This window comes from Enterobacter sp. 22466 (genome assembly GCF_052044775.1).
Taxonomy (GTDB): domain Bacteria; phylum Pseudomonadota; class Gammaproteobacteria; order Enterobacterales; family Enterobacteriaceae; genus Enterobacter; species Enterobacter dissolvens.
The window spans coordinates 20,923-35,977 of record NZ_JBQENX010000006.1; the positions used below are offsets into that span (position 1 = coordinate 20,923).

Sequence of the window (15,055 nt, forward strand, 5' to 3'; positions counted from 1 at the left end):
CCGACAGCAGTGACCTGTTTGAGCGAGAATTACTCGTCTTCCAGTTCGATGTTGATACCCAGCGAACGAATCTCTTTCAACAGTACGTTGAAGGACTCTGGCATGCCCGGTTCCATCTGATGGTTGCCGTCCACGATGTTCTTATACATCTTGGTACGACCGTTCACGTCATCAGACTTAACGGTGAGCATTTCCTGCAGGGTGTATGCTGCGCCGTATGCTTCCAGCGCCCACACTTCCATCTCCCCGAAGCGCTGACCACCGAACTGTGCCTTACCACCCAGCGGCTGCTGAGTAACCAGGCTGTAAGAACCGGTAGAACGAGCGTGCATTTTGTCGTCGACCAGGTGGTTCAGTTTCAGCATGTACATGTAACCTACGGTTACCGGACGCTCGAACTGTTCACCGGTACGGCCGTCAAACAGCGTAATCTGACCAGACGTTGGCAGACCACCCAGTTGCAGCAGCTCTTTAATTTCAGCTTCTTTTGCACCGTCGAATACCGGCGTTGCAATTGGCATACCTTTGCGCAGGTTCTCTGCCAGACGCAGCACTTCTTCATCGCTGAAGGTGTTCAGGTCGACTTTCTGACGTACATCGGTACCCAGATCGTAGGCACGCTGGATGAATTCGCGCAGTTTCGCGACTTCTTCCTGCTGTTTCAGCATGGCGTTAATCTTGTCGCCGATACCTTTCGCAGCCATACCCAGGTGGGTTTCCAGAATCTGACCGATGTTCATACGAGACGGTACGCCCAGCGGGTTCAGTACGATATCTACCGGCGTACCGTTAGCATCGTGCGGCATATCTTCGATCGGGTTGATCTTAGAGATAACACCCTTGTTACCGTGACGACCTGCCATCTTATCACCAGGCTGGATCTGACGTTTAACAGCCAGATACACCTTAACAATCTTCAGCACGCCTGGTGCCAGATCGTCGCCCTGAGTGATTTTGCGGCGTTTCGCTTCGAGTTTTTTCTCGAACTCGTGTTTCAGTTCGTCATACTGCTCAGCCAGCTGTTCCAGCTGATTTTGTTTCTCTTCGTCGGTCAGGCCCAGTTCCAGCCAGCGATCGCGTGGCAGTTTGTCGAGCTTCTCAGCTTCAACGCCACCGGCAACCAGTACCGCATAGATACGGCTGAACAGACCCGCTTCGAGGATCTGCAGTTCTTCAGACAGGTCTTTCTTAGCCTGTTTGAGCTGCATCTCTTCGATTTCCAGCGCACGTTTGTCTTTCTCAACGCCGTCACGGGTGAAGACCTGAACGTCAATAACCGTACCGGAAACACCGTTTGGTACGCGCAGAGAAGAGTCTTTAACGTCAGACGCTTTCTCACCGAAGATTGCACGCAGCAGTTTCTCTTCTGGCGTCAGCTGGGTTTCACCTTTCGGCGTTACCTTACCAACCAGAATGTCGCCGCCGGTCACTTCCGCACCGATGTAAACGATACCGGATTCATCCAGTTTGGAGAGCGCAGCTTCACCCACGTTAGGGATGTCAGCGGTGATCTCTTCTGGCCCCAGCTTGGTGTCACGGGACACACAGGCCAGTTCCTGAATGTGGATGGTGGTGAAACGATCTTCCTGTACCACACGCTCGGAGACGAGGATGGAGTCTTCGAAGTTGTAACCGTTCCACGGCATGAACGCTACGCGCATGTTCTGACCGAGCGCCAGTTCACCGAGGTCGGTGGACGGACCGTCTGCCAGCACGTCGCCGCGCTCTACTGGCTCACCCAGAGATACGCAAGGCATCTGGTTGATACAGGTGTTCTGGTTAGAACGGGTGTATTTGGTCAGGTTGTAGATGTCGATACCCGCTTCGCCCGGATACATCTCGTCTTCGTTAACTTTGATAACGATACGGGATGCGTCAACGTACTGAACGGTACCGCCACGCTTAGCCACTGCAGTAACACCGGAGTCAACGGCAACAGCACGTTCCATACCGGTACCAACCAGCGGCTTATCAGCACGCAGAGTTGGAACGGCCTGACGTTGCATGTTCGCACCCATCAATGCACGGTTGGCGTCATCGTGTTCCAGGAATGGGATCAGGGACGCACCGACGGATACCACCTGCTGGGTGGATACGTCCATGTAGTCAACCTGGTCGCGGCTGAACAAGCTGGATTCGCCTTTGCTACGGCAGGTAACCAGATCTTCTACAAAGTGGCCTTCGTCATCCAGGTTGGAGTTCGCCTGAGCGATAACGTAGTTGCCTTCTTCAATAGCAGACAGGTAATGAATTTCGTCGGTAACAACACCATCAGTCACTTTACGGTACGGGGTCTCAAGGAAACCGTATTCGTTTGTCTGTGCATACACGGACAGGGAGTTGATCAGACCGATGTTTGGACCTTCAGGGGTTTCGATTGGACATACGCGACCGTAGTGCGTCGGGTGTACGTCTCGAACTTCGAAGCCTGCGCGTTCACGAGTCAGACCGCCTGGGCCGAGTGCAGAGATACGACGTTTGTGCGTAATCTCAGACAGCGGGTTGTTCTGGTCCATGAACTGAGACAGCTGGCTGGAACCGAAGAACTCTTTCACGGCGGCAGAAATCGGCTTGGCGTTGATCATATCCTGAGGCATCAGGGTATCCAGATCGCCCAGAGACAGACGCTCTTTCACCGCACGCTCTACACGTACCAGGCCAACGCGGAACTGGTTTTCCGCCATTTCACCTACAGAACGGATACGACGGTTGCCGAGGTGGTCGATATCGTCCACTTCGCCTTTACCGTTACGGATATCGATGAGCTTCTTCATCACTTCGATGATGTCGTCTTTGCTCAGGATACCGGAACCTTCGATCTCATCGCGCAGCAGAGAACGGTTGAACTTCATACGACCAACCGCAGACAGATCGTAGCGGTCTTCAGAGAAGAACAGGTTCTCGAACAGGCTTTCAGCCGCTTCGCGAGTTGGTGGCTCACCAGGACGCATCATGCGGTAGATTTCTACCAGCGCGCTCAGACGATCGTTGGTTGGGTCGACGCGTACAGTCTCAGAGATGTACGGACCGTGGTCCAGATCGTTGGTGAACAGCGTTTCGATACGTTTGTGACCAGCCTGACTCAGCTTAGCCAGCAGATCCAGGCTCAGCTCCATGTTCGCCGGGCAGATCAGCTCGCCAGTTGATTCATCAACGTAATCTTTCGCGGCTACTTTTCCTGCAATGTATTCAACCGGAACTTCGATGTGTTTGATATCATCTTTTTCCAGCTGACGGATGTGGCGCGCGGTAATACGGCGACCTTTTTCCACATACACTTTGCCGTCGGCTTCGATGTCGAACGACGCGGTCTCACCACGCAGACGTTCCGGCACCAGCTCCATCTGCAGCTTGTTGTCGCGGATTTCAAAGATCACTTTCTCAAAGAACAGGTCCAGGATCTGCTCAGTGGTGTAGTTCAGTGCACGCAGAATGATGGTTGCAGGCAGTTTACGACGACGGTCGATACGGACAAACAGGTTGTCTTTTGGATCGAACTCGAAGTCCAGCCATGAACCACGGTAAGGAATGATGCGCGCGTTATACAGTACTTTACCGGAAGAGTGTGTTTTACCTTTATCGCTGTCGAAGAAGACGCCCGGGCTACGATGCAGCTGGGAAACGATAACACGCTCAGTACCGTTGATTACGAAAGTACCGTTGTCTGTCATGAGTGGAATTTCACCCATGTAGACTTCTTGTTCTTTAATGTCTTTAACAGTGCCTTCCGGCGCTTCGCGCTCGTAGATCACCAGACGCAGTTTTACGCGCAGCGGTGCGGAATAGGTCACGCCACGGATCTGACATTCCTGAACGTCAAACACCGGTTCGCCAAGGCGGTAGCTGACGTACTGCAGCTCGGAGTTACCGCTGTAGCTCTGAATTGGGAACACGGAACGGAAGGCTGCTTCCAGACCGTACTGCCCTTCAGGATCTTGCTCGATAAACTTCTGGAACGAGTCAAGCTGGATAGAAAGGAGATATGGAATGTCCAGAACTTGTGGACGTTTACCAAAATCCTTACGAATACGTTTTTTCTCGGTATAGGAGTAAACCATAGGGTTCCTCAGCTCGCTGACAAGTCGACCCATCTGTCCGACGAAGGGACAGTTTGTGCAACACCATTTTGTGGACCGGAAAATTGAATACTTTCCGCAATACCTGTTGCTATCACGCTTAAACCATTTCATTGCGATTTACACAGAGCGAGCACCCTGTCGCAGTATATTAAGTCGTCGATAGAAACAAGCATTGAAAGACACATCGATAGTCAAACAGTGTGAAATGCTACCGAGGCCTTACAGCGCAAAAAGGCTGGTGACTAAAAAGTCACCAGCCATCAGCCTAATTACTTAGGCTGCAACCAGAAAAGTTGGCTTATTTAACTTCAACTTCAGCGCCAGCTTCTTCCAGAGATTTTTTCAGTGCTTCTGCGTCGTCTTTGCTCACGCCTTCTTTCAGCGCAGCTGGAGCAGATTCTACCAGGTCTTTAGCTTCTTTCAGACCCAGACCGGTAGCGCCACGAACAGCTTTGATTACTGCAACTTTGTTCGCGCCAGCAGCTTTCAGAATTACGTCGAATTCAGTTTTCTCTTCAGCAGCGTCAGCAGCTGGGCCAGCAGCAACAGCTACAGCAGCAGCAGCAGAAACACCGAATTTTTCTTCCATTGCAGAGATCAGCTCAACAACGTCCATTACGGACATAGCGGATACTGCTTCAATGATTTGATCTTTAGTGATAGACATTTAAATTGTTCCTGAATATCAGAATAAGTTTATACGTAAGCAGATGCTTTATAAAGATAACTGCGATTAAGCAGCTTCTTTCGCATCGCGTACAGCAGCCAGAGTACGAACCAGTTTGCCAGCCGAAGCTTCTTTCATGGTTGCCATCAGGCGTGCAATTGCTTCTTCGTAGGTCGGCAGAGTTGCCAGGCGGTCGATCTGAGACGCCGGGATCAGCTCACCTTCAAAGGCAGCGGCTTTGACCTCAAATTTTGCATTCGCTTTCGCGAACTCTTTGAACAGACGAGCAGCAGCGCCCGGGTGTTCCATAGAGTATGCAATCAGGGTCGGACCAACAAACGTGTCTTGCAGGCACTCGAAAGAGGTACCTTCAACAGCACGGCGCAGCAGGGTGTTACGAACAACACGCATGTAAACGCCAGCTTCACGACCTGCTTTACGCAGTTCAGTCATTTTATCTACAGTTACGCCACGGGAATCCGCAACTACTGCAGACAGCGCGCCTTTGGCTACTTCGCTGACTTCAGCAACAATCGCTTGTTTGTCTTGAAGATTTAAAGCCATTAGCTTTTGCTCCTGGATGTTTGCCGGAACTCATGTTCCGGAACTCACTTCACTCTTCCCAACGGAAAGAGCGTCTTAATACGGTGAGCAGAAACAAGCCAGAATATCCAAAAATAATCTTAGCGTTCTGTCACCGTCTACGCAGGGGATTAAGTCTCTTGCGAAACACCTGCGGTCTTCGACGGAGGCCTGGATTAGGCCAGGCTCCAACGAACAATTCTTTTAGCCGCTAACTTTCGTTAGCAAACGTGGGGGTAAGATTGTAGACAAAATCACCGCCCACGTAAAGGCATTAGTTTGCAGCAGCGCTCAGGCCAGCCTGGTCAACTGCAACACCTGCACCCATGGTGGTGGAGATGCTAACTTTCTTGATGTACACGCCTTTCGCCTGAGTTGGTTTTGCTTTTTTCAGCGCAACCAGCAGAGCTTCCAGGTTTTCTTTCAGTTTGTCAGCGTCGAAGTCCACTTTACCGATGGTGGTGTGGATGATGCCGTTTTTGTCGTTACGATAACGAACCTGACCTGCTTTAGCGTTCTTAACCGCTTCAGCAACGTTAGGCGTTACAGTACCCACTTTCGGGTTTGGCATCAGGCCACGTGGACCCAGAACCTGGCCCAGCTGGCCAACAACGCGCATTGCATCTGGAGATGCGATAACAACGTCAAAGTTCATTTCGCCTTTTTTGATCTGGTCAGCCAGATCTTCCATACCTACCAGTTCAGCGCCAGCAGCTTTAGCAGCTTCTGCGTTTGCACCCTGAGTAAATACAGCTACGCGAACGGAACGGCCAGTACCGTGTGGCAGTACAGTTGCACCACGAACGTTCTGATCAGATTTACGAGCATCGATGCCCAGGTTAACAGCAACGTCAACGCTTTCAACGAACTTAGCGGTAGCCAGTTCTTTCAGCAGAGCGATAGCTTCGTTGATGTCGTACTGTTTGGTCGCATCAACTTTGTCACGGATCACGGACATGCGCTTGGTCAGTTTAGCCATTTCTTAGTCCTCCACTACCAGGCCCATGGAACGTGCAGTACCTTCGATAGAGCGAGTCATCGCTTCAATGTCGGCACCAGTCATGTCGGCAGCTTTGGTCTGCGCGATTTCCTGCAGCTGAGCGCGGGAAATTTTACCCACTTTGTCTTTGTTCGGTTTACCGGAACCAGACTTGATACCAGCCGCTTTCTTCAGCAGAACTGCTGCTGGAGGGGTTTTGGTAACGAAAGTGAAAGAACGGTCAGCGTAAACAGTGATGACGACTGGGATTGGCAGACCTTTTTCCAGGGATTCAGTTTTGGCGTTAAACGCTTTACAGAATTCCATGATGTTCACACCCTGCTGACCCAGAGCTGGACCAACTGGTGGACTTGGGTTCGCCATACCAGCTGCAACCTGCAGCTTGACGTAGGCTTGTACTTTCTTAGCCATTCTAAAATCCTCTGATTGGGTGATAGCGCCTCAGGGAGGCTCCCCGTGAATAAAATCGTTTTACGGGCCGTGACCCATAAAAACAAAAGGCGCGAAATTGTATTCCAATCTCGCGCCTTGTGCAACGATTAAATCGTCGCTTTTTTGATCGCTGCTTAGGCTTTTTCTACCTGGGCAAAGTCCAGCTCTACCGGGGTCGCACGACCGAAGATAGAAACAGACACTTTCAGGCGGGATTTCTCATAATCCACTTCTTCGACCACGCCATTAAAGTCAGCAAACGGACCGTCATTAACACGAACCATTTCACCCGGTTCAAACAGCGTTTTAGGACGCGGCTTATCACCCACCTGTTGCAGGCGGTTCATAATCGCATCGACTTCTTTGTCGCTGATTGGCGCCGGACGGTCAGACGTGCCGCCGATAAAGCCCATTACGCGCGGTACGCTGCGCACAAGGTGCCAGCTCGCGTCGTTCATAACCATCTGAACCAGCACGTAACCCGGGAAGAATTTGCGCTCGCTTTTACGGCGCTGGCCGCCACGGATCTCGACCACTTCTTCGGTCGGAACCATAACTTCGCCAAATAACTCTTCCATGTTGTGTAATTTGATATGCTCACGCAGCGACGTTGCTACGCGGCCTTCAAAACCGGAAAACGCCTGAACGACGTACCAGCGCTTTTTAGGGGCTTCAGACATCTCAGAACCTCAGGCCAGTGATAAAGGATACCAGGCGAACCAGAATACCATCCAGTCCCCACAGGATCAGTGACATTACAGCGGTTACCGCCGCTACGATCAGCGTGGTGTGCAATGTTTCCTGGCGAGTCGGCCAAATTACCTTGCGGACTTCGGTACGCGCTTCGCGTGCAAAAGCGACAGTCGCTTTGCCTTTTGTCGTCAACAGCGCGACACCACCCGCTGCAGCAATCAGAATTACCACTGCAAGCGCGCGTAGCGGCAGCATAATGTCACGATAAAGATAGTTGCCGACGATCGCCACGATCAGCAGAACGGCTACCACTACCCATTTCATCGCTTCCAGGCCGCGCCCGCTCCCTTGAGCTTCGGTATTCGCACTCATAAACCAACCTGTCAGAAGTATTCTACAAACATTTTCACCCCGCGATCGCGAGGCAAACCAAATCGAAATGCTAATTCGCTTTTCGAATTATACGCTCTCTGCAGAGCCTGTCTCAGCAATGATTATGACAAAAATAATCACTGATGAGCCAGGTTCTGGCGTGAAAGCGTGCAAAAAGGGCATCAAATGATGCCCTTTTATTGCGCATTGCGTCAAATGTTATCAGCAATTAGCCGAGAACTTTAGCAACCACGCCCGCGCCAACGGTACGGCCACCTTCACGGATTGCGAAACGCAGACCGTCGTCCATCGCGATTGGGTGGATCAGAGTCACAACCATCTTGATGTTGTCGCCTGGCATTACCATCTCTACGCCTTCTGGCAGTTCGATGGTACCGGTCACGTCAGTTGTACGGAAGTAGAACTGTGGACGGTAGCCTTTGAAGAACGGAGTATGACGGCCGCCTTCGTCTTTGGACAGGATGTACACTTCAGATTCGAACTTAGTGTGTGGCTTGATTGAGCCTGGCTTCGCCAGTACCTGACCACGTTCGATTTCTTCACGTTTGATACCACGCAGCAGAACACCAACGTTCTCACCAGCACGGCCTTCGTCCAGCAGTTTGCGGAACATTTCAACGCCAGTACAGGTAGACTTCGCAGTCTCTTTGATACCAACGATTTCAACTTCTTCACCCACTTTGATGATACCGCGCTCTACACGACCGGTAACAACGGTACCACGACCGGAGATGGAGAATACGTCTTCGATTGGCAGCAGGAATGGCTTATCAATCGCACGCTCTGGTTCTGGGATGTAAGAATCCAGGAAACCAGCCAGTTCGATGATTTTCGCTTCCCACTCTGCGTCGCCTTCCAGCGCTTTCAGCGCGGAACCACGAACGATTGGAGTGTCGTCGCCTGGGAAATCGTACTGAGACAGCAGTTCACGAACTTCCATCTCTACCAGTTCCAGCAGCTCTTCGTCATCAACCATGTCACATTTGTTCAGGAACACGATGATGTAAGGAACGCCTACCTGACGACCCAGCAGGATGTGCTCACGAGTCTGAGGCATTGGGCCGTCAGTCGCAGCAACTACCAGGATCGCGCCGTCCATCTGCGCAGCACCGGTGATCATGTTTTTAACATAGTCGGCGTGGCCTGGGCAGTCTACGTGTGCGTAGTGGCGAGTCGGGGTGTCATATTCAACGTGAGAGGTGTTGATGGTGATACCACGAGCTTTTTCTTCTGGTGCGTTATCGATCTGGTCGAATGCACGAGCAGAACCACCGTAGGTTTTTGCCAGAACGGTAGTGATTGCAGCGGTCAGCGTTGTTTTACCATGGTCAACGTGGCCGATAGTACCGACGTTAACGTGCGGTTTTGTACGTTCAAACTTTTCTTTAGACATCGATTGTCCCTCTAAGACACGGATAAATCGGTGATATCACCACATCAACCAGGCGAAATGCCTGAACTGTTGAATAAAGTAAAATTGAAACAGAGAGAAACGGGAAGGAGAAGTGAAGTGGTGCTGATACCCAGAGTCGAACTGGGGACCTCACCCTTACCAAGGGTGCGCTCTACCAACTGAGCCATATCAGCACGTATTGGAGCGGGCAGCGGGAATCGAACCCGCATCATCAGCTTGGAAGGCTGAGGTAATAGCCATTATACGATGCCCGCATCCTGAAACTCGGCTACCCAGTTCTTTCTGTAACAAAAAAAGAGATTTCTCTCTTTTTAAGTTCGAGCTGATTCAGCTTTTAAACCAGCTCCGGCGGCATTTACGCTGCCAGAAAGTGGTGGTGGGGGAAGGATTCGAACCTTCGAAGTCTGTGACGGCAGATTTACAGTCTGCTCCCTTTGGCCGCTCGGGAACCCCACCGGACTTGATGGTGCCGACTACCGGAATCGAACTGGTGACCTACTGATTACAAGTCAGTTGCTCTACCTACTGAGCTAAGTCGGCATCAAGTAGCGCGCATTCTATGGATACCTGCGCGGTCATGCAACTAAAAATTTGCATAAAACGTTCTTTCGCTCACATTTTATGCGAAGTATGCGCCAGGCGCTGTAAAAGTAGTCATTCACGGTCAAATATTCAACATAAACGTGGCTTTTGCACTGTATACACCGTAGCGTGATGGCTCCCGCGTAACGCAGCGCTTTCCATCTTTTTTCTTATTATTCCTGTCATCTGGTGTTAACCTCCTGCCCATTGTCCAAAATTAACTGTGTGATGAGCCATGATCCGGCAGTGTTGTGCTGGCTCGCTGAAGCATGCTTATGAGCAAAAAAGAGCAAACGTTAATGACGCCTTATCTTCACTTTAACCGCAGCCAGTGGGCTGCCCTGCGTGATTCCGTCCCTATGACGCTGACGGAAGGTGAAATCGCACGGTTAAAAGGGATAAACGAAGATCTGTCCCTGGAAGAGGTGGCAGAAATTTATCTCCCCCTCTCTCGCTTGCTTAACTTCTATATCAGTTCCAACCTGCGCCGTCAGGCGGTGCTGGAGCAGTTCCTCGGTACCAACGGTCAACGCATTCCTTATATCATCAGTATTGCCGGCAGCGTGGCGGTGGGTAAAAGCACCACCGCGCGTGTCCTGCAGGCTCTCCTGAGCCGCTGGCCAGAACACCGCAGCGTGGAGCTGATCACGACCGACGGCTTCCTGCACCCGAATGAGGTTTTAAAAGAACGCGGGCTGATGAAGAAGAAGGGCTTCCCGCTCTCTTATGATATGCACCGTCTGGTGAAATTTGTCTCTGACCTGAAATCCGGCGTGCCTAACGTCACGGCGCCGGTCTATTCGCACCTGATCTACGATCGCATCCCGGGCGGAGACAAAACGGTGGTGCAGCCAGACATTCTGATTCTGGAAGGGTTAAATGTTCTGCAAAGCGGGATGGATTACCCTCACGATCCACATCATGTGTTTGTCTCTGACTTTGTCGATTTCTCTATTTATGTCGATGCGCCGGAAGATTTGCTGCAAAACTGGTATATCAACCGCTTCCTGAAGTTCCGCGAAGGGGCGTTTACTGACCCGGACTCCTATTTCCATCACTATGCCCAGCTTTCTGAAGAAGAGGCGGTTAAGGTGGCGACCGGGCTGTGGAACGAAATCAACTACGTAAACCTGAAAGAGAACATTCTCCCGACACGCGAGCGTGCAAGCCTGATCCTCACCAAGAGTGAGAAACACGCTGTCGATCAGATTCGTTTGCGGAAATAGGTAAGCGGACATAAAAAAAACCGGCTTAACGCCGGTTTTTTTGTTTACGCCTGCGGCTTTTCGCCGTTTTCATCCTGATCGACCGCAAAGCAGGCCACCAACTGACCGCGATAATCTTTCAGCTGCGGCTGTAGCTGGGTGCAAGGGCCAAAGCGGCGGCTGCAGCGGGCGTTGAACGCACATCCCGGCGGTGGATTCAGCGGACTTGGCAGTTCACCGGTCAGCTTAATACGCTCGCGACGATCGTCCGGATTCAGACGCGGCGTCGCAGACAGCAGCGCCTGGGTGTACGGATGACGAGGATTATTAAAGATCTGGTCTTTTGTCCCCTTCTCCACGCAGCGCCCCAGATACATGACCATCACTTCATCAGCGATATGCTCTACCACCGACAGGTCGTGGGAGATGAACACGTAAGACAGCCCCAGCTCCTGCTGCAGATCCATCATCAGGTTCAGCACCTGTGCGCGTACGGAAACGTCGAGCGCTGAGACCGGTTCATCGGCAATCACTACGTCCGGGTCGAGCATCAGACCACGGGCGATGGCGATACGCTGGCGCTGACCGCCAGAGAACATATGCGGGTAGCGGTCGTAATGCTCAGTTTTCAGGCCGACTTTCGCCATCATCGCCAGCGCTTTTTCACGACGCTGCTCTTTGCTGAGATTACTGTTAATCAGCAGCGGCTCTTCCAGAATCTGCCCCACTTTCTTGCGCGGGTTCAATGAACCGTACGGGTTCTGGAACACAATCTGGATTTTCTGGCGGCGCAGCTTCTGCGCCTGCGGATCGTGCTTGAGCAGATCCTGTCCCTGATAATAGAGTTCACCGCCGGTAGGCGTTTCAATCATCGTCAGCAGACGGCCTAAGGTTGATTTGCCGCAGCCGGACTCCCCGACCACCGCCAGCGTTTTGCCGCGTTCGAGGGTAAAGGAGACGCCGTCCAGCGCTTTCACCAGGCGCTCAGGGGCAAAAATCCCCTTCTTCACCGGGTAGTGTTTTTTCAGGTCGATAGCCTGCAACAGCGGTTGTTGCGTGGTGGCCTGTTGCGTACTCATAGTGTTGGCCTCCCGGCATCATCGAGTGGGTAGTGGCATTTCGACTGACGACCATCAGCCAGCTGGTTCAGCTCAGGCTCTTCTGCACGGCATTTGTCGGTCGCATACGGGCAGCGCGGATTAAGCAGACAACCCTGCGGTCGGTCATATTTGCCCGGGACAACGCCCGGCAGCGACGCCAGACGCTCTTTGTCCTGAGCAAACTCCGGCAGCGCACGTAAAAGAGCCTGGGTATACGGATGACGCGGTGCGCGGAAGATATCGTGCGAACTTCCGGTCTCCACCACCTGTCCTGCATACATCACGATGATTTTGTGTGCTGCTTCGGCCACCAGCGCCAGGTCGTGCGTAATCAGCACCAGCGCCATATTCTCTTTCTGCTGCAGTTCCAGCAGCAGCTCGATGATTTGCGCCTGGATGGTCACGTCCAGCGCTGTGGTCGGCTCATCGGCAATCAGCAGTTTTGGCCGACAGGCAATCGCCATCGCGATCATCACACGCTGACTCATCCCGCCGGAAAGCTGATGCGGGTAGACATCAAGGCGCGATGCCGGATCAGGGATCCCCACCTGGTTCAGCAAGTCGATCGCGCGCTGACGACGGGTTTTCTTGTTACCCCCCTGATGAACCTTGATCGCCTCCATAATCTGGAAGCCTACGGTGTAGCAGGGATTCAGGCTGGTCATCGGGTCCTGGAAGATCATCGCCACTTCCGCGCCCACCAGCTGGCGGCGCTGTTTCTCGGAAATGCGCTTCAGATCCTGACCATTGAACTGCAGGTTTTCCGCCATCACGCGGCCCGGGTAATCAATCAGCCCCATAATCGCCAGCGAACTTACTGACTTACCGGAACCGGATTCCCCAACAATGCCAACCACTTCGCCCTGATTTACGCTATAGCTGATGCGGTCCACGGCGCGAAACGGGGTGCCTTCATCGCCGAAGTGCACCGATAATTTATCTACATTTAATAACGCCATCTCGTGCCTCTTACTGCTTCAGTTTGGGATCAAGTGCATCGCGCAGGCCATCACCCATCAGGTTAAATGCCAGCACCGTCAGCAGGATTGCCAGACCCGGGAAGGTAACAACCCACCAGGCGCTTTGTGCGAACTGCAACACGTCGGAGAGCATCGTGCCCCACTCCGGTGTTGGCGGCTGCGCACCCATGCCCAGGAAGCCAAGAGCGGCCATATCAAGAATGGCGTTAGAGAAACCGAGCGACGCCTGAACAATCAGCGGCGCAAGGCAGTTTGGGAAGATATTGACGAACATCTGGCGCATCGCACCGGCACCTGCTACGCGAGACGCCGTGACGTAATCGCGGTTCACTTCCACCAGCACCGCCGCACGGGTTAAACGCACGTAGTGAGGAAGTGCCACAAAGGTCAGCGCAAGCGCGGCGTTACCGATCGACGGGCCAAATATCGCCACCAGCACCAGGGCCAGCAGCAGGCTTGGCAGCGCCAGCATGATGTCGACAATACGCATGATAATGTTATCAACGATACCGCCGAAATACCCCGCGACCAGGCCGAGGACGATCCCCATGATCAACGACAATACCACCACCAGACAGCCGACCAGCAGCGACAGCCGCGCGCCGTACATCAGACGTGACAGCACATCGCGACCCACATCATCGGTACCCAGAAGGTGGGCAAGGCTACCGCCGTCCTGCCATGCCGGTGGCGCAAGCAGAGCATCACGGAACTGATCGGCCGGGTTATACGGTGCCAGCACGTTCGCAAACACCGCAATCAGGATCATAATAGAGACATAAACCAGCCCCACCACCGCGCCTTTGTTGCGCTTGAAGTAGTGCCAGAATTCCTGCAGCGGCGTCATTGGAACCGGTGCAGCAACCACTTTATTTTCAGAAACGTGTGACATGATGGCCCCTTACTTCTTATGACGAATACGCGGGTTCACCACGCCGTACAGCAAATCGACCAGCAGGTTGACGAGAATAATCATCGTCGCGACCAGCAATACACCACCCTGCACGACCGGATAGTCACGGCGTTGCAGTGCGTCAATCAGCCAGCGGCCAAGGCCCGGCCAGGAGAAGATGGTTTCGGTCAGGATCGCACCTGCCAGCAGCGTACCCACCTGCAGACCAATAACGGTCACCACCGGCAGCATGGCGTTACGCAGCGCATGTACGATGATGACTCGCATACGCGTCAGGCCCTTGGCACGCGCGGTACGAATATAATCCTCGCCCAGCACTTCCAGCATGGAGGAACGGGTCATACGCACGATCACCGCCAGAGGGATCGTGCCGAGCACCATTGCGGGCAGGATCATATGCGCGACCGCATCAATAAAGTTGCCCTCTTCGCCCCAGATAGCCGTATCAATCAGCATAAAGCCGGTCAACGGGTTGGAATCATCGAGGAAGACCATATCGCTGACGCGTCCGGAGACCGGCGTCAGGTTAAGCTGCACCGAGACCAGCATAATCAGCATCATGCCCCACCAGAAGATCGGCATGGAGTAACCGGTCAGCGCCAGGCCCACGGCGGTATGGTCAAAAATAGAGCCACGTTTAACGGCAGCCAGCACCCCAACAGGGATACCCACCGCAGTGGCGAAAATCATGGCGCAGATGCCAAGCTCCAGTGTCGCTTTAAAACGTGGCACGAACTCGTCCCACACCGGAAGACGGCTTTTCAGTGAAATCCCTAAGTCGCCGTGCATGACGCCCCAGATATAATGGAGGTACTGCTGCCACATCGGCTTATCGAGGCCGAGTTCAGCCAGCAGCTGCGCATGACGTTCAGGGGAAATACCACGCTCGCCCGCCATAATCATTACCGGGTCGCCGGGGATCATATGGACGAAGGCAAAAGTGAGAAGGGTGATACCGATAAACGTGGGGATGACAAGTCCCAGACGTCGGAGGATGAACTGCAACATAACCCGG

Annotated in this window: 13 protein-coding genes and 4 tRNA genes; 1 reads left to right on the top strand and 16 read right to left on the bottom strand. The window is 52.9% G+C overall.

The annotated features are described in order from the left end of the window. Positions 1-29: 29 nt before the first annotated feature. The 12 genes from rpoB to ACTJJI_RS16040 all read right to left on the bottom strand — a co-directional run bounded on the left by rpoB (position 30) and on the right by ACTJJI_RS16040 (position 9,800). On the bottom strand, positions 30-4,058 hold the full coding sequence (rpoB, locus tag ACTJJI_RS15985) for a DNA-directed RNA polymerase subunit beta (RefSeq protein ID WP_014830238.1): 4,029 nt from the start codon (positions 4,056-4,058) through the stop codon (positions 30-32). A 319-nt stretch (positions 4,059-4,377) separates the two neighbouring features. Further along, positions 4,378-4,746 carry a 50S ribosomal protein L7/L12 gene (rplL, locus tag ACTJJI_RS15990; RefSeq protein ID WP_013095002.1) on the bottom strand — a complete coding sequence of 123 codons (369 nt, stop codon included), beginning with the start codon at positions 4,744-4,746 and terminating at the stop codon, positions 4,378-4,380. A gap of 66 nt (positions 4,747-4,812) precedes the next feature. Beyond that, positions 4,813-5,310, bottom strand: coding sequence for a 50S ribosomal protein L10 (gene rplJ, locus ACTJJI_RS15995; RefSeq protein WP_014830237.1), 498 nt, complete (start codon positions 5,308-5,310; stop codon positions 4,813-4,815). A 292-nt stretch (positions 5,311-5,602) separates the two neighbouring features. Next, positions 5,603-6,307: a 50S ribosomal protein L1 gene (gene rplA, locus ACTJJI_RS16000; protein ID WP_013095000.1), complete on the bottom strand. Its 705-nt coding sequence runs from the start codon at positions 6,305-6,307 to the stop codon at positions 5,603-5,605. Between the two features lie 3 nt (positions 6,308-6,310). Continuing rightward, the gene (gene rplK, locus ACTJJI_RS16005) at positions 6,311-6,739 is read right to left on the bottom strand and encodes a 50S ribosomal protein L11 (protein ID WP_008503452.1); all 429 of its coding nucleotides are present in this window, start codon (positions 6,737-6,739) and stop codon (positions 6,311-6,313) included. A gap of 155 nt (positions 6,740-6,894) precedes the next feature. After that, entirely contained in the window at positions 6,895-7,440 is a 546-nt protein-coding gene (gene nusG, locus ACTJJI_RS16010; protein ID WP_003862341.1) for a transcription termination/antitermination protein NusG, read from the bottom strand. 1 nt (position 7,441) lies between these two features. Next, entirely contained in the window at positions 7,442-7,825 is a 384-nt protein-coding gene (gene secE / locus ACTJJI_RS16015) for a preprotein translocase subunit SecE (RefSeq protein WP_013094999.1), read from the bottom strand. A gap of 229 nt (positions 7,826-8,054) precedes the next feature. Next, positions 8,055-9,239, bottom strand: a complete 1,185-nt coding sequence (tuf, locus tag ACTJJI_RS16020) for an elongation factor Tu (RefSeq protein WP_014830236.1) — start codon at positions 9,237-9,239, stop codon at positions 8,055-8,057. A 118-nt stretch (positions 9,240-9,357) separates the two neighbouring features. Next, positions 9,358-9,433: transfer RNA gene (locus ACTJJI_RS16025), tRNA-Thr, on the bottom strand. Between the two features lie 6 nt (positions 9,434-9,439). Further along, positions 9,440-9,514, bottom strand: a tRNA-Gly gene (locus ACTJJI_RS16030). Positions 9,515-9,631: 117 nt separating this feature from the next. Continuing rightward, a tRNA-Tyr gene (locus ACTJJI_RS16035) sits at positions 9,632-9,716 on the bottom strand. A gap of 8 nt (positions 9,717-9,724) precedes the next feature. Continuing rightward, positions 9,725-9,800, bottom strand: a tRNA-Thr gene (locus ACTJJI_RS16040). Positions 9,801-10,117: 317 nt separating this feature from the next. Between ACTJJI_RS16040 and coaA the strand changes: the two genes are divergently transcribed. Further along, complete coding sequence (coaA, locus tag ACTJJI_RS16045; RefSeq protein ID WP_014830235.1) at positions 10,118-11,068, top strand: type I pantothenate kinase; 951 nt, start codon at positions 10,118-10,120, stop codon at positions 11,066-11,068. Positions 11,069-11,112: 44 nt separating this feature from the next. On the opposite strand, the gene dppF is transcribed toward coaA, so the two are convergent. The 4 genes from dppF to dppB are packed head-to-tail and all read right to left on the bottom strand — an operon-like array spanning position 11,113 to position 15,048. Further along, positions 11,113-12,126: a dipeptide ABC transporter ATP-binding subunit DppF gene (dppF, locus tag ACTJJI_RS16050; protein WP_014830234.1), complete on the bottom strand. Its 1,014-nt coding sequence runs from the start codon at positions 12,124-12,126 to the stop codon at positions 11,113-11,115. After that, positions 12,123-13,106, bottom strand: a complete 984-nt coding sequence (gene dppD, locus ACTJJI_RS16055; protein WP_440654790.1) for a dipeptide ABC transporter ATP-binding protein — start codon at positions 13,104-13,106, stop codon at positions 12,123-12,125. Before dppD ends, dppF begins: the two co-directional genes overlap by 4 nt. A gap of 10 nt (positions 13,107-13,116) precedes the next feature. Continuing rightward, complete coding sequence (gene dppC / locus ACTJJI_RS16060; protein WP_028018276.1) at positions 13,117-14,019, bottom strand: dipeptide ABC transporter permease DppC; 903 nt, start codon at positions 14,017-14,019, stop codon at positions 13,117-13,119. Between the two features lie 9 nt (positions 14,020-14,028). Next, entirely contained in the window at positions 14,029-15,048 is a 1,020-nt protein-coding gene (dppB, locus tag ACTJJI_RS16065) for a dipeptide ABC transporter permease DppB (protein WP_014830232.1), read from the bottom strand. Positions 15,049-15,055: the final 7 nt, after the last annotated feature.